We start from the raw sequence: 14,793 nt of genomic DNA, 5'->3' as shown, positions 1-14,793 counted from the left end.
CATGCAGACCTCCGCCGCGCTCCAGCGCATCCAGCCCTCGGCGACGCTCGCGATGACGAGCCGCGTGTTCGAGCTGAAGCGGCAGGGAATCGACGTGATCGGCCTCGGCGCCGGCGAGCCCGATTTCGACACGCCCGATTTCGTCAAGGAAGCCGCGATCGAGGCGATCCGCGCGGGCAAGACCAAATATACCAATGTCGACGGCACCCCCGAGCTCAAGCAGGCGATCCTCGCCAAGTTCGCGCGCGACAACGACCTGACCTATGCCGAGAACCAGATCAGCGTGAACTCGGGCGGCAAGCACACCTTGTTCAACGCGTTCTGCGCGACGATCGACGCCGGCGACGAAGTGATCGTCCCCGCGCCGTATTGGGTGAGCTATCCCGACGTGGTCGAATTCGCCGGCGGCACCCCGGTGTTCATCGCCGCGGGCGCCGACCAGAATTACAAGATCACCCCCGGGCAACTCGATGCCGCGATCACCGCGAAGACCAAATGGGTCGTGCTGAACTCGCCTTCGAACCCGACCGGCGCGGCCTATAGCGCGGCCGAGCTCAAGGCGTTGGGCGAAGTGCTGCTCCGCCATCCGCACGTGCTGATCTACGCCGACGACATGTACGAGCACATCCTCTACGACGGCTTCGAATTCGCGACGATCGCGCAAGTGGTCCCGCAGCTCTACGATCGCACCTTGACCGCCAATGGCGTGTCCAAGGCCTATGCGATGACCGGCTGGCGGATCGGCTATGCCGGCGGCCCGGTGTGGCTGATCAAGGCGATCGGCAAGCTCCAGTCGCAATCGACTTCGAACCCGTGCAGCATCTCGCAGGCGGCGTCGGTCGCGGCGCTCAATGGCGACCAGAGCTTCCTCAAGGAACGTGTCGCGGCGTTCCAGGGCCGGCGCGATCTCGTCGTGTCGATGCTCAACCAGGTCAATGGCATGACCTGCCCGCGCCCCGAAGGCGCCTTCTACGTCTATCCCGAGTTCGCCGGGCTGATCGGCAAGACCACGCCCAAGGGGCTGACGATCACCACCGACGAGGAAATGATCGGCTATCTGCTCGACGAGGCCAGGGTCGCGGCGGTGCACGGCGCCGCCTTCGGCCTCTCGCCGGCGATGCGGATCAGCTATGCGACCTCGGAGGCGCTGTTGACCGAGGCGTGCACGCGCATCCAGACTGCGTGTGCGGCCTTGCGCTGAGGCCTGCGAAGGACGATCTTGCGCCCATGCTGAAATGGGCCCTCCCTCTCGGTCTTGCCGGCGCGGCGTTGCTGCTGCCGGCGGTCGCCGCTCCCGCCCCCGAACGCGCAGTGCCGATTCCGCCGCCCGCGCAGGACGTCACCGGCGGCAAGGGCGAACAGGTCGCGGTGCTTGCCGGCGGCTGCTTCTGGGGAATGGAAGCGGTCTTCCAGTCGGTGAAGGGCGTCCATTCGGTGACCAGCGGCTATGCCGGCAACACCAGGGTCGGCACGAGCTATGCCGAGGTCTCGACCGGACGCACCGGTCATGCCGAGGCCGTGCGAATCGTCTATGATCCGGCCAAGGTCAGCTACGGCACGTTGCTGCGCGTCTTCTTCTCGGTCGCGCACGATCCCACCCAGCGCAATCGGCAAGGGCCGGACGTCGGTTCGAACTATCGTTCGGCGATCTTTCCGCAGGACGCGGCGCAGCGCCGGGTGGCCAAAGCCTATATCGAGCAGCTCGGCGGTGCCAAGGCCTGGTCGAAGCCGATCGTGACGCGGCTCGAAACCGGCGGTTTCTATCCGGCCGAGGGCTATCATCAGGACTTCTTCTGGAAGCACCCGACGCATCCCTATATCGTGCGCTGGGACAAGCCCAAGGTCGCCGCCTTCCGCAACGCCTTCCCGCAACTCGCGAATTGATTCCGTAAACTCCTCTCCCTGCAAGGGAGGGGTCGGGGGTGGAGGCGAGCCCACCGAGCTGCTCCGAAAAAGAGAAAAGGCCGGGCATCGAGCCCGACCTTTTCTCACCCACCCCTAACCCCTCCCTTGCAGGGAGGGGGACTACCGAACTCAAAGCAATCCCATCGCCGCCAACTCGCCGACCAGCCCCGGCGGCAGCTCGGCGATTCCCGCCCCCGCCTCGCCCAGATCGGTCGGCGCATCCGCGCCTTCGAGATAGCGCCAGCCCTGATGCGCGCGCTTGGGCCGCGCCTGGACGAGCACCAGCTTCGGCTCGAGATAGATCGCCACGCGCCCGCCCTCGGCCTCGCCGAAGCCGAGGATCGGCGATCGCCCGATCAATTGATGCTTGATGATCCAGAACAAGGATCCGCCGGCGATCTCCGCGTGGCGCTTGGGCAGATAGCGCGTGGTGAGGAAGGCCGGCAGATGCGCGGCCTTGAGCGCGAGGCGTTCCTGCAGATAGTCGATGCTGTCGCAGCCATAGGCGACTTTGGTCAGATGTAGCGGCACGCTGGCTATTTGGGGAAAGGCGCCGCCCGGAACAACCAGGTGCTCCTGCGAAAGCAGGAGCCCTGGGTACAAAGGACAGCGCTTGAGACGCTGGGCTCCTGCTTTTGCAGGAGCGCTGGAAGTCAGCCCACCAGCCCGCTCGCGGTGGCGAGGCCGAGAAAGGCGAGGAAGCCCATCGAATCGGTCACCATCGTCACGAACACCGACGATGCCACCGCCGGATCCTGGCGAAAGCGTTCGAGCGTCACCGGCACCAGCACTCCGGCAAATCCCGCGATCAGGATGTTGGCGAGCATCGCCGCGGCGATCACTGCGCCCAGCCCGGCGTCCTGGAACCCCGCCCCGATGCCCAGCCCGATCACCGCCGCGACGGTGATTCCGTTGAGCACCGCGATCGAGATCTCGCGCCGGATCGCGCGCAGCGTGTTCGATTGGGTGAGCTGGTTGGTCGCGAGCGCGCGGACGGTCACTGCCAGCGTCTGCGTCCCGGCATTGCCGCCGACGCCCGCGACGATCGGCATCAAAGCGGCGAGCACGGCCTTTTGCGCGATCGTCGCATCGAAGAAGAACACGATCGTCGCCGGCACCAGAGCGGTGAGCAGATTGGTCAGCAGCCAGCGGACGCGAACCTTGTAGCTGTCGATCACCGGTTCGTTGATGTCGCCTTCGCCGGCGCCCGACAGATGCAGGATGTCCTCGCCCGCTTCTTCGGAGATGATGTGGACGACGTCGTCGACGGTGATCATCCCGACCAGCCGCCCGCTGCTGTCGACTACCGCGGCCGAGATCAGCGCGTATTTCTGGAAGCGCAGCGCGACTTCCTCCTGGTCCATGTCGGCCGGGATCAGCGTCTGCTCGCGCTTCATCACGTCGCCCATCGACACCGCGCGCGGCGTACGCAGGATCCACGAGAGCGCGCAGGTGCCGACCGGATGATGCGCCGGATCGACGACGAAGATCTCCCAGAAGTCGGTCGCCAGTTCCTCGTGGCCGCGCAGATAATCGAGCACGTCGCCGACGGTCCAATGCTCGGGCACCGCGATCAGCTCGCGCTGCATCAGCCGGCCGGCGGTCTCCTCGGGATAGGAGAGCGCTTCCTCGATCGCCGCGCGGTCGTCGGGGTCGAGCGCGCGGAGCACCTCGCGCTGATCCTCGACGTCCATGTCCTCGATGATCGCGACGGCGTCGTCGGTATCGAGTTCGGCGGCGATGTCGGCGACCTGGTGCGGCTCGAGCGCGTCGACCAGCGCCTCGCGCACCCAGTCGTTCATCTCGGCGAGCACGTCGCCGTCGATCAGGTCGGAGATCGCCGCGGCCAGCGCCGGGCGCAGCTCGGCCGGAGTCAGCTCGACGAGGTCGGCGATGTCGGCGGGATGAAGCGGGGCGACCCGCATCCGCGCGGTTTCGGAATCGCCTGCCTCGACCGCTTCGAGCACTGCGCTGACGAATTCGGGCTTGAGCCGGTCGTCCTCGTCGAGCTCGCTCTCGGGCGGCAGCGATTCTGGGTGAAGTTCGGTCTCGCTCATCGTCCGACCTCCCTGTTGTGCCCGGCCGCGCCGCGCGTGGCGCGCGCCGCCGCACCTGCCAGCGCGGCGCGCGTGTTGCAAGTCACTCGCGACCTGCTAGTTCGCAGGTAAATCGTTTCATGGAGTAACCTATGTCCGAACCCAGCACGCTCGTCCTGACTCTCGACACCGGTGACGTCCGCATCAAGCTCCGTCCCGATCTGGCGCCGAAGCATGTCGAGCGGATCACCAAGCTCGCCGACCAGGGTTTTTACGACGGGGTGATCTTCCACCGCGTGATCGACGGCTTCATGGCGCAGGGCGGCGATCCCTCGGGCACCGGCATGGGCGGCTCGAAGGAGCCCAATCTCAACCAGGAATTCAGCGCCGAGCCGCACGTCCGCGGCGTCTGCTCGATGGCGCGGACCAACGATCCGAACACCGCCAATTCGCAATTCTTCATCTGCCTCGACGATGCGACCTTCCTCGATCGCCAATATACGGTGTGGGGCGAAGTCACCGAAGGCATGGAGCATGTCGACGCGCTCCCCAAGGGCGAGCCGCCGCGCGAGCCCGGCAAGATCGTCAAGGCACGGACGGAATAATCAAACCGATGTCACCCCGGCCCTGGGCCGGGGTCCACCGGGCAACGGTCGATAACCGCCGATATCTTCTGGTCGCGCGCGCAACCGACCTGTTCTACTCGTCAACGCTTCCCGCGCCGCAAAGTGGACCCCGGAACAAGTCCGGGCTGACGAATTGAAGGGTGCCGTTCAGGCGCTCTCCGCCCCCAGCGCCTCGATCAGCCAGTCATGGAAGATCCGCACCGGGCGCTGGCCCAGTGCGCGCGGGCGGCATACGAACCAATAGCTGTAATGGCTCTCCACCGTCAGGTCGAAGAGCTGGACGAGCCGCTCGTCGCGCGCCGCCTCGAAATGCGATTCGAGCATGAAGGCGACGCCGAGCCCCTGCGCCGCGGCCTCGAGCATCAGATTGCCCGAATCGAAATGGTCGATCGCCAGCGGCTCGAGATCGGGGAAGCCCGCCGCCGCGCGCCACGCCGTGAAGGTCTCGGGCATGTCGCGGTGGACCAAAGCGGTGAGCTTCGAAAGCTGTTCGGGCCGGGTGACCGGATCGGGGCCTTCGACCAGCGCGCGCGCCCCGATCACATGGACGCGATTGCGATCGAGCCGTCTCGAATAGAAACCGGGGTCGATGTCGCGCGCGATCACGATCGCCGCGTCGAGCCCGTCGCCCAGCCGGGTCACGCCATAGCCGGCGGTGTCGACGTCGAGATGCAATTCGGGATGGCGGCGCTTGAGTTCGGGCAGGCGCGGCAGCAGTTGCTGGGTGGCGTAGAGCGGCAGCACCCCGAGGCGAAGGCGGAGCAATTCGCCGCCGCTGGTCATCGCCTCGATTGCGTCGGTCATCGCATCGAGCGCCGGCGCGATCATGCCGAGCAGACGATCGCCGTCGTCGTTGAGCTTGAGCGCCTGATGCCGCCGTTCGAACAAGGGCTTGCCGATGAAGCGCTCTAGCGCCTGGACCCGCCGGCTCAGCGCCGGGGACGACAATGCGAGCTCCTCTGCCGCGGCTTTGATCGAGCCGAGCCTGGCGACCTGGACGAACGCCTCGATGGCGGTGAGGGGCGGTAGCCTGCGCATGGTCTTTCTTTTGTGCACTGCGGTACAAGCTTTGCTCAGGGTTCGAACGCATGCAAGCCCCCAGAGCGCCTGTAGGCGCACTATCGCCTCTGCCGGGCACGATTGCAATCCGTGCAACCACCTAAGGATTATTTCGCACTTGCACAAAAACCTACCGCACTGCACATAGGGCGTGCCTTTCAGGCATCCTCTCCTAAAACTTTCCAAGGCGGGCTTCGGCCCGCCATTTTTTTTGCCCCCCTCGCGGCACGGAAACCGCGTTCCTATGTTCCCGCTTCATTGCCTGAAGGAAATGAAGAGTGGCGGACGACGAAAGCAGAGGGCGCAAGCTCCAGGTAGCCAATAGCCGGCCCGAGGATAGCGGCCGCGGACTCGCGCATGTCCCGCGCACGCTGATGGCGGCGCTCGGCATCACCGAAGGCGAGGTGATCGAGATCGTCGGCAAGCGCGCCACGCCGGCGCGCGCGGTGTTGCCTTATACCGAGGACGAGGGGCTCGAATTGCTCCGCATCGACGGCCTTCAGCGCGCCAATGCCGGCGTCGGCTCGGGCGATTTCGTCGAGGTGCGCGCCGCAGCCTCCAAGCCCGCGACCCGGGTGGTGTTCGCGCCTGCACAGGCCAATCTTCGCCTCCAGGGTTCGGCGCAAGCGCTCCAGCGCACCTTTTACGGCCGCCCGCTCGCGCAGGGCGACATCGTCGCCACCGCGGGGCATCACCGCGTCGTCGATCCCAATGTCCAGCGCTGGGTCAATGCCCCGGCCTATGCGCTGCAGGAGATCCGCCTCGCCGTGGTCTCGGCCATGCCCAAGGGCATCGTCCATATCGACGAGAATACCGAAGTCGAGCTGCGTCCCGAATATGAGGAGGCCTCTGAGAGCCGGCGCGCCGACGTCACCTATGACGATATCGGCGGCATGGCCGCGACGATCGACCAGCTCCGCGAGATGGTCGAATTGCCGTTGCGCTATCCCGAATTGTTCCAGCGCCTCGGCGTCGATCCGCCCAAGGGCGTGCTGCTCCACGGGCCGCCCGGAACCGGCAAGACCCGGCTCGCGCGCGCAGTCGCCAACGAGAGCGATGCGACGTTCCATCTGATCAACGGCCCCGAGATCATGGGCTCGGCCTATGGCGAGTCCGAGTCGCGGCTGCGGCAGGTCTTCGAGGAAGCCGCCAAGTCGGCGCCATCGATCGTGTTCATCGACGAGGTGGATTCGATCGCGCCCAAGCGCGGCCAGGTATCGGGCGAGGCCGAGAAGCGCCTCGTCGCCCAGTTGCTGACGCTGATGGACGGGCTCGAGGCGCGCGCCAACATCGTCGTGATCGCTGCGACGAACCGTCCCGAAGCGATCGACGAAGCGCTGCGGCGTCCGGGCCGGTTCGATCGCGAGATCGTCGTAGGCGTCCCCGACGAGCGTGGGCGCCGGGAGATTCTCGGGATCCATACCCGCGGCATGCCGCTCGGGGATCGAGTCGATCTGGGCGAGCTTGCCCGCACGACCTATGGGTTCGTCGGCGCCGATCTCGCCGCGCTCACCCGTGAGGCGGCGATCGAGTCGGTGCGGCGGCTGATGCCCAGGCTCAATCTCGAGGACCATACCATCCCGCCCGAGGTGCTCGACACGCTGTCGGTCACCCGTGAGGATTTCCTCGAGGCATTGAAGCGCGTCCAGCCTTCGGCGATGCGCGAAGTGATGGTCGAGGCGCCACGCGTCCGCTGGGACGATGTCGGCGGGCTCGACGACGCGCAGATGCGCTTGAAGGAAGGCGTCGAGCTGCCGCTCAAGGATCCCGACGCGTTCCGCCGGCTCGGCATCCGCCCGGCCAAGGGCTTCCTGCTCTATGGTCCGCCGGGCACCGGCAAGACCTTGCTCGCCAAGGCCGTCGCGCGCGAGGCGGAGGCGAACTTCATCGCCACCAAGTCGAGCGACCTGCTGAGCAAATGGTATGGCGAGTCCGAGCAGCAGATCGCGCGCCTGTTCGCGCGCGCGCGGCAGGTCGCGCCCTGCGTGATCTTCATCGACGAGCTCGACAGCCTCGTCCCCGCGCGCGGCGGGGGGCTGGGCGAGCCGCAGGCGACCGAGCGGGTGGTCAACACCATCCTGTCGGAGATGGACGGGCTCGAGGAGCTCCAGTCGGTGGTGGTGATCGGCGCGACCAATCGGCCCAATCTGATCGATCCGGCCTTGCTCCGCCCGGGCCGTTTCGACGAGCTGATCTATGTCGGCGTCCCCGACAAGGCCGGGCGCGAGCGCATTCTCCGCATCCAGACCGCGAAGATGCCGCTGGCGAGCGACGTCGATCTCGGCGACGTTGCCGAGCAGACGCCGCGCTACACCGGCGCCGATCTCGAGGATGTCGTCCGCCGCGCCGGTCTCGTCGCCCTGCGCGAATCGCTCGAGACCCGCGAAGTGACCATGGCGCATTTCGAGGCGGCGCTCGCCGATTCGCGCGCGACGGTCACGCCCGAGATGGAGGACGAATATCAGGCGATGTCGAGCCGGCTCAAGCAACAGGCCTCGGCGATCCAGCCGCTCGGCTTCATTGCGCCGGGGATGCTCCACGGTCGGGGTCCGAAGGGCGCAGACTGAGCCAGGCGTAGACGAGCAGACAGGCGAGCGCAGCGGCCGCGGCCAGATAGGGCAGCGGTCGCCACAACTCGTACAGGCCCACCCCGATCGACGGCCCGAGCACGAAGGCGGCGCCGTTGATCGAGGTGACCTTGCCCGCCACCGAACCCTGCGCCCCGGCGCCGACGGCGAGCGACGCGCCCGCAGTGAAGCCCGGTCGCGCCAGCCCCATGCCGAGCGACGTCAGCGCATAGCCGAGCGCGATCCCGTAGAGCGAGGTCGCGCTGCCGGTGGCGATGCAGCCCGCCATGCCCAGCGCGGTGCCGGCGAGCACCAGCGCGCGCGGCTTGAGGTCGAGCAATGGGATCAGCCCCCATTGCGCGAGCAATGCGGATCCCGCGCCCATCATCAGCACAAGCCCGGTCGGTTCGAGCGCGGCCATCGGCGAGACCGCGAGCCGGTCGATGATCAGGAAGCCGATCGCCTGTCCGGTCATCGCCTGGGCGTGGCCGACGACCAGTCCGCTGACGATCCAGCCGCGGATCCGCGAGTCGAAATAGCCGATCTTCTCGCTCGAGGATCCGGTGGCGGCAGTGACGGCCGCACCGGTCGCCTGTCCGCCGATCGACGGGTAGCTCGCCGCGGCGCCATGGGCCACGCCTTCGTCATGGGGCAACAGCCGGGCGACGGCGGTCCAGATCGCCGCGCCGATCGCCGCCGCGACGAAGGCGGGCCCCGCCAGCCCGATCTCGGGTCCGCCTCGCCAAAGATGGCCGAGCACCAGATAGGGCGCGAGCGCGGGGCCGAGGATCGTGCCCAGCCCGAATGCCGAGGCGAGCAGGGTCAGCGCGCGGGTCCGCTCCTCGCGGGTGGTGCGCCCCGCGACGATCGCCTGCACCGCCGGCGGCGCCGCCGCGCCGAACAGGCCGTAGATGACGCGCGCCGCGATGAACGCGGCGAAGGTGGCGAGCGGCCCGAGTACGCCGTTGATCCCGAGCGCGAGGAAGATCCCGCACAACAGCAGCGACACGGTGAACCCCGCGACTCCGAGCAACACCATCGCGCGCCGCCCGTGCCGGTCCGAGCGATTGGCCCAGAACGGCGCGGCGATCACCCACAGCAGGGCCGAGACCGAGAATACCGCCGCGACCGCGCTGTCGGCGGCGCCCAGCGAGCGTCCCAGCGCCGGCAGCACCGATTGCAGCGCGGTGTTCCCGGCCGCGATCGCCAGCATCACGGTGAACAGCAGCGCGAAGGTGCGATCCATGCCGCGGACCTTCATTCGCGCGCCCAATCATAGCTGCGGGTGATGTCCGCGACGTGGAGCCGATACCATTTGTACCAGCGCCCGCGCCCCGCCTCGCGCGTCGCGGCATGCTCGGGATGCTTGCGCCACGCCACCGCGCTGGCTTCATCGGCCCAATAGCTGAGGGTGATGCCGAGCCCGCCGGCCGAGACGCTGTCGATTCCGCGATAGCCCGGCTGCTGCGCGGCGAGCGCGTCCATCGCATCGGCGGCGGCGGCATAGCCTTCGGCATCGTCGCCGGTGCGTTCCGAGACGAACGCCACCATCACTTGCCCCGTGCGATCCTCTGCCATGCGCGCCTCCCTGCCAGAAGGCGGATAGGCAGTTTCTTCTTTCCCGTCACCCCGGCCTCGTGCCGGGGTCCACCGTGCCGCACGTGAAGAACAAGGAGCCGGTAGCGCAGCGGATAGGGTCGCGGTGGACCCCGGAACAAGTCCGGAGTGACGGGAGGGTGCACGGGGGCGCTTTCCCCTTCCGTTCAATGGCCCTAGCTGGGCGCATGATTACCGACTGGCATTTCTACGCGCTCGCCATCCCCGCGGTGATCCTGCTCGGGCTCGCCAAGGGCGGCTTTGCGGGCATGGGCGCGCTGTCGCTGCCGATGCTCACCTTCGCGATCGATCCGGTGCGCGCCGCGGCGATCCTGCTGCCGATCCTGATCGCGCAGGATCTGGTCGGGGTCTGGGCGTTCCGCCGCACGGTGGAATGGAAGCTGCTCGGCTGGATGATGCCTGGCGCGATCCTCGGCATCTGGCTCGGTTATGCCTTTGCCGCCGGCGTCTCGCCGCTTGGCGTCATGGCGGCGGTCGGCGCCATCTCGATGTTGTTCGGGGCCTATCGGCTGTGGAGCGCGCGCCATGCCGCCCCGGCCGAGGCGGCGCGCTGGCCGCTCTGGATGGGGTCGCTGTTCGGCCTGGCCTCGGGCTTCACCAGCCAGATCGCGCATGCCGGCCAGCCGCCCTTCCAGCTCTGGGTGCTGCCGCGGCGGCTCGAGCGCGACGTGCTGATCGGCACGACGGCGCTGTTCTTCGCCGCGATCAACTGGATCAAGGTACCGGCCTATGCCGCGCTCGGCCAGTTTACGCGGACCAATCTGCTCACCGCCGCGGCCCTGCTCCCGCTGGCACTGGCCTCGACGGTCGCCGGTGTGTGGCTCGTCCGCCGCATCGCGCCCGAGCGCTTCTACACCGCGATCTACTGGCTGATGATCCTCGTCGGCGCGGCATTGCTCTGGGAAGCGCTGGCCTGATCCTCCCCCGCTGCGCGGGGGGATTCAGATCAATCGAACAGCGACGAAACCGAACTCTCGTCCGCGATCCGCTTGATCGCCTCGGCGAGCAATGGCGCGATCGTCAGATGGCGGACCTTGGCGCTTTCGGCGATCACGGCATGGTTGCCGATCGAATCGGTGATCACCAGCTCGCGCAGCGCCGAGCCGTCGACTCGCGCCACCGCGCCGCCCGACAGCACGCCATGGGTGCAATAGGCGACGACGTCTTCCGCGCCCGCCGCCTTGAGCGCCGCGGCGGCGTTGCACAGCGTCCCCGCCGAATCGACGATGTCGTCGATCAGGATGCAGAAGCGCCCCTCGACCTGGCCGATGATGTTCATCACTTCGGATTCGCCGGCGCGCTCGCGGCGCTTGTCGACGATCGCCAGCGGCGCATTGTCGAGCCGCTTGGCCAGCGCGCGGGCGCGGACCACGCCGCCGACGTCGGGCGAGACCACCATCCATTGCTTGCCGGGGAAGCGCGTGGTGATGTCGGCCGACATCACCGGCGCGGCGAACAGATTGTCGGTCGGGATGTCGAAAAAGCCCTGGATCTGCCCGGCGTGGAGATCGACCGAAAGCACGCGATTGGCGCCCGCGGTGGTGATCAGGTTCGCGACCAGCTTGGCCGAGATCGGGGTGCGCGGCCCGGGCTTCCGGTCCTGGCGGGCATAGCCGAAATAAGGCAGCACCGCGGTGATCCGCTTCGCCGATGCGCGGCGCAGCGCATCGATCATGATCAGCAGCTCCATCAGATTGTCGTTGGCCGGATAGCTGGTCGACTGGAGCACGAACACGTCCTCGCCGCGGACATTCTCGAGGATCTCGACGAAGATCTCCTCGTCGGCGAAGCGGCGGACATTGGCCTGGGTCAGCGGGATCTCGAGATAATCCGCGATCGCGCTGGCGAGCGGCATGTTCGAATTGCCGGCCATCAGTTTCATATGCGCCACTCCGCAAGGCTTGCTATGCACCGCGCCTTAAAGGCCAAAGTGTCGGATTGGGAAGAGCTGATGCCACTCGAACATCACGAACCGGTCACCTGTGTGACCTTTTCGCTCGACGAGGCAGCGCAGATTTCCGCCAGTCGCGCCAATTTCCGGCGGCGCATTTTCTCGCGGCGCATGCTGCTCCGTCTCGCCATCGGCGCGCTGGCTTTTGCCGGGGCCGGCCTGGTCTTCGGGATCGTGATCGAGGATCCGGACCCGGTCGGAACGGCGTTGCTGTTCGGTGGCGAAGTGCTGGTGCTGTTTCCTCTCATGTGTGTCCTGCTCTATGCGCTCATCCCCCGTCGGGTCCGGCGGGTCGTGCGCCAGAATCCCCTGTCGAGCAGGCCGGTCGAGGCGTGCTGGTCCCTGGCCGGGCTGTCCGCGCGCTCGGCCAACGGGACGAGCGAGCTGCCGTGGAGCGACTTTTACGGCTGGCACGCCGCAGCGATCGGCTTCCTGCTCTATTTCAACGAGCAGCATTATCACCTGATTCCCGCTGCCATCCTGTCGGAGGCGCAACAAGCCGGGCTGCGCGCGACGCTCGAAGCCTCAGCCGTGCGCCGGCTATGATCGGTTTGCGCGGTCCGGTCGCGCTGGCTAGAGCGCCGCGATGACGGTGACCACCCGCTTCGCTCCCAGCCCGACCGGCACGCTCCATGTCGGCAATCTGCGCACCGCGCTCCACAACTGGATGTTCGCGCGCAAGCAGGGCGGCCGCTTCCTGCTGCGCATCGACGACACCGATCGCGCGCGTTCGGAGGAGCGCCATGTCGAGTCGATCCGCGCCGATCTCGGCTGGCTCGGGCTCGTCCCCGATGGCGAGGCGCGCCAGTCGGCGCGGTTCGAGCGCTACGAGGCGCTTTTCGCCGGGCTGGTCGCCGCCGGCCGCATCTATCCGGCCTATGAGTCCGCGGAAGAGCTCGATCTCAAGCGCAAGGTGCTGCTCGGGCGCGGACTGCCGCCGGTCTATGACCGCGCCGCGCTCGGATTGGGTGCGGAAGACCGCGCGAAGCTCGAGACCGAAGGCGTGCGCGCGCATTGGCGGTTCAAGCTCGATCACGACATGCCGATCGAATGGGACGATATGGTCCGCGGCCATCAGCGTTTCGATCCGAAGACGATGAGCGATCCGGTGATCCGCCGCGCCGACGGCTCGTGGCTCTATCTCTTCCCCTCGGTGGTCGACGACGTCGACATGGCGGTGACGCATGTCGTGCGCGGCGAGGATCATGTCTCGAACACCGCGACCCAGCTCCAGATGTTCGATGCGCTCGGCAGCACTCCGCCGGCCTTCGCGCACGAGGCGCTGCTGGTCGGCAATGAGGGCAAGCTGTCCAAGCGGCTCGGCTCGCTCGGCGTCGATCATTTCCGCGAAGCAGGGATCGAGCCGCAGGCGCTGATCGCCTTGCTCGCGCGGATCGGCACCAGCGATCCCGTCGAGCCGCATGTCGATGCCGCCCCGTTGATCCATGGCTTCGACTTCGCCCGCTTCGGCCGCGCGCCGGCGCGGTTCGACGAGGCCGAGCTCGCCCAGCTCAATGCCCGCATCGTCCATCAGCTCGGCTTCGATGCGGTCGCGGCACGCCTGCCCGACGGCATGACGTCGATCGCGTGGGCGGCGATCCGGCCCAATCTCGCTACCGTGGCCGAGGCCGCCGACTGGTGGCGCGTGGTCGAGGGGCCGATCGACCCTGCCGATCTGCCGGACGAGGATCGCGCCTGGCTGGTGCAGGCGGCGGAGGTGGCGGCGGCGCTCGACTGGTCGGCCGATCCCTGGCATGCGCTCACCAACGCGCTCAAGGAAACCACCGGCCGCAAGGGCAAGTCGCTGTTCCTGCCGCTGCGACTCGCGCTCACCGGACGCGCGCACGGCCCCGACATGGCGGCGCTTCTCCCGCTGATCGGCCGCGATCGGACGCTGGCGCGGCTCCGGGCGGCCGCCTAGGCGCGGGCCGCCATAGGCCATTCGCCTCATCCCGGATGTCAGGCTTTCCCGGAAAACCGCAGGTTTACCGTCGGAAAGCCTTCAGTCCGGGATCCACCACGCCGCTGGACACCCCCGCCGCACGGTGCATCCCGGACAGCTCGATTTCTGATCAAATCACAGATTTGAAGAAAATCGGCTTTCGGGATGACGGCGATTGAGCAGACTCGGACTCACTGCTCTTCCCAAAGGCAAAGATCGGGAAGACTTGCGCCCGACGTCCCGAACGGCTCGATCGGCGCCCGGACAAAAGTCGTTTACATTTTAATGTTACGTTGTATCATCACTCGAGTCGGCATCAGACCGGCTTCAGGAGATGGAGTGCACCGTCATGTATGCAGAACATGGTTACATGCCGCGCCAATCGCGCAGCGTCAGCTTCGGCGCTGCCTTTCTGATCAACGGCGCCATCGTTGCGGGGATGCTGTTCTACCTCGCCCCGAACGTCATCTCGAAAGGTCCGGCAGAGCCGATCAAGATCATCGACATCCGCAACCCGGTGGAGCCGCCGCCGATCGACTTGCCGAAGCCCAGGACGGACCCGCGGAACGCGCAGATGCCGCAACCCGTCGCCCCCAGGCCGATCATCGAGTCCGAGTCGACCAACCGCATGGAAACCACGCCGATCATCAACCCGCCGGTGCCGCCCTTGCCGCCGGTGCCCGATACCGGGCCCACCTTCGTTCCCGAAACCGCGCCGCCGCCGCTCCCGCCGCTGATGGCGGCGGCCCAGGATCCGCGTTTCGCGAAGGACTTTCAGCCGGCCTATCCCGCCAGCGAGCTCCGTGCCCAGCGCGATGGTGTCGTGAAGATCCGCGTGCTGATCGGGATGGACGGGCGGGTGAAGGCAGCCGAACCGGTCAGCGCGACCAGCGACGCCTTTTTCGAGGCGACGCGACGCCAGGCGCTGTCGAAATGGCGTTTCAGGCCGGCGACGCGCGGCGGCGTTCCGCAGGAAAGCTGGAAGACGATGAGCGTGCGGTTCGAGATCGCGAACCAGTGATCCCTGCCTCGAGACCCCGGGCGCGATAGCGCCCGGCCGGCGCGGGGGTTTGCCCTGGAGCCCCCGCGC

The 14,793-nt window shown here is 67.4% G+C and carries 14 protein-coding genes; 8 read left to right on the top strand and 6 right to left on the bottom strand.

Going from position 1 to position 14,793, the window contains the following annotated elements; genetic code table 11:
* Window position 1: 1 nt before the first annotated feature.
* Together Q9Q95_RS16095 and msrA are read left to right on the top strand one after the other, a co-directional pair.
* Window positions 2-1,201 carry a pyridoxal phosphate-dependent aminotransferase gene (locus tag Q9Q95_RS16095; protein ID WP_306098160.1) on the top strand — a complete coding sequence of 400 codons (1,200 nt, stop codon included), beginning with the start codon at window positions 2-4 and terminating at the stop codon, window positions 1,199-1,201.
* Window positions 1,202-1,227: 26 nt separating this feature from the next.
* The gene (msrA, locus tag Q9Q95_RS16090; RefSeq protein WP_306098159.1) at window positions 1,228-1,884 is read left to right on the top strand and encodes a peptide-methionine (S)-S-oxide reductase MsrA; all 657 of its coding nucleotides are present in this window, start codon (window positions 1,228-1,230) and stop codon (window positions 1,882-1,884) included.
* Between the two features lie 150 nt (window positions 1,885-2,034).
* Here msrA and Q9Q95_RS16085 read toward each other — a convergent pair whose 3' ends face one another.
* Window positions 2,035-2,436 carry a DUF1489 family protein gene (locus Q9Q95_RS16085; RefSeq protein ID WP_306098158.1) on the bottom strand — a complete coding sequence of 134 codons (402 nt, stop codon included), beginning with the start codon at window positions 2,434-2,436 and terminating at the stop codon, window positions 2,035-2,037.
* Window positions 2,437-2,558: 122 nt separating this feature from the next.
* A complete protein-coding gene (mgtE, locus tag Q9Q95_RS16080) occupies window positions 2,559-3,962 on the bottom strand; it encodes a magnesium transporter (protein WP_306098157.1) in 1,404 nt (467 codons plus the stop codon).
* A 131-nt stretch (window positions 3,963-4,093) separates the two neighbouring features.
* On the opposite strand from mgtE, the gene Q9Q95_RS16075 reads away from it, so the two are divergent.
* Window positions 4,094-4,546, top strand: coding sequence for a peptidylprolyl isomerase (locus Q9Q95_RS16075; RefSeq protein ID WP_306098156.1), 453 nt, complete (start codon window positions 4,094-4,096; stop codon window positions 4,544-4,546).
* A gap of 168 nt (window positions 4,547-4,714) precedes the next feature.
* Here Q9Q95_RS16075 and Q9Q95_RS16070 read toward each other — a convergent pair whose 3' ends face one another.
* Window positions 4,715-5,605 (bottom strand): LysR substrate-binding domain-containing protein, encoded by an 891-nt coding sequence (locus Q9Q95_RS16070; RefSeq protein ID WP_306098155.1) that lies wholly within the window; start codon window positions 5,603-5,605, stop codon window positions 4,715-4,717.
* Between the two features lie 299 nt (window positions 5,606-5,904).
* On the opposite strand from Q9Q95_RS16070, the gene Q9Q95_RS16065 reads away from it, so the two are divergent.
* Complete coding sequence (locus tag Q9Q95_RS16065; RefSeq protein ID WP_306098154.1) at window positions 5,905-8,193, top strand: CDC48 family AAA ATPase; 2,289 nt, start codon at window positions 5,905-5,907, stop codon at window positions 8,191-8,193.
* Here the strand turns inward: Q9Q95_RS16065 and Q9Q95_RS16060 are convergent.
* Both Q9Q95_RS16060 and Q9Q95_RS16055 read right to left on the bottom strand, forming a co-directional pair.
* Entirely contained in the window at window positions 8,144-9,454 is a 1,311-nt protein-coding gene (locus Q9Q95_RS16060) for an MFS transporter (protein WP_306098153.1), read from the bottom strand. The two genes, Q9Q95_RS16065 and Q9Q95_RS16060, sit on opposite strands and share 50 nt — an antisense overlap.
* Window positions 9,451-9,771, bottom strand: coding sequence for an antibiotic biosynthesis monooxygenase (locus Q9Q95_RS16055; protein WP_306098152.1), 321 nt, complete (start codon window positions 9,769-9,771; stop codon window positions 9,451-9,453). Before Q9Q95_RS16055 ends, Q9Q95_RS16060 begins: the two co-directional genes overlap by 4 nt.
* A gap of 206 nt (window positions 9,772-9,977) precedes the next feature.
* On the opposite strand from Q9Q95_RS16055, the gene Q9Q95_RS16050 reads away from it, so the two are divergent.
* A complete protein-coding gene (locus Q9Q95_RS16050) occupies window positions 9,978-10,727 on the top strand; it encodes a sulfite exporter TauE/SafE family protein (RefSeq protein ID WP_306098151.1) in 750 nt (249 codons plus the stop codon).
* A 29-nt stretch (window positions 10,728-10,756) separates the two neighbouring features.
* Here the strand turns inward: Q9Q95_RS16050 and Q9Q95_RS16045 are convergent, their stop codons facing one another.
* A complete protein-coding gene (locus Q9Q95_RS16045; protein WP_306098150.1) occupies window positions 10,757-11,692 on the bottom strand; it encodes a ribose-phosphate pyrophosphokinase in 936 nt (311 codons plus the stop codon).
* Between the two features lie 69 nt (window positions 11,693-11,761).
* On the opposite strand from Q9Q95_RS16045, the gene Q9Q95_RS16040 reads away from it, so the two are divergent.
* From Q9Q95_RS16040 to Q9Q95_RS16030, 3 genes are all read left to right on the top strand, one after another.
* A complete protein-coding gene (locus tag Q9Q95_RS16040; protein ID WP_306098149.1) occupies window positions 11,762-12,307 on the top strand; it encodes a YcxB family protein in 546 nt (181 codons plus the stop codon).
* Window positions 12,308-12,347: 40 nt separating this feature from the next.
* On the top strand, window positions 12,348-13,682 hold the full coding sequence (gene gltX, locus Q9Q95_RS16035) for a glutamate--tRNA ligase (protein WP_306098148.1): 1,335 nt from the start codon (window positions 12,348-12,350) through the stop codon (window positions 13,680-13,682).
* A 370-nt stretch (window positions 13,683-14,052) separates the two neighbouring features.
* The gene (locus Q9Q95_RS16030; RefSeq protein ID WP_306098147.1) at window positions 14,053-14,724 is read left to right on the top strand and encodes an energy transducer TonB; all 672 of its coding nucleotides are present in this window, start codon (window positions 14,053-14,055) and stop codon (window positions 14,722-14,724) included.
* The last annotated feature ends 69 nt before the right edge of the window (window positions 14,725-14,793 follow it).

This window comes from Sphingomonas sp. DG1-23 (assembly GCF_030730875.1).
Lineage (GTDB): Bacteria > Pseudomonadota > Alphaproteobacteria > Sphingomonadales > Sphingomonadaceae > Sphingomonas.
The sequence above is the reverse complement of the archived record's forward strand: the minus strand, read 5'-3'. Positions and strand labels throughout refer to the sequence as shown.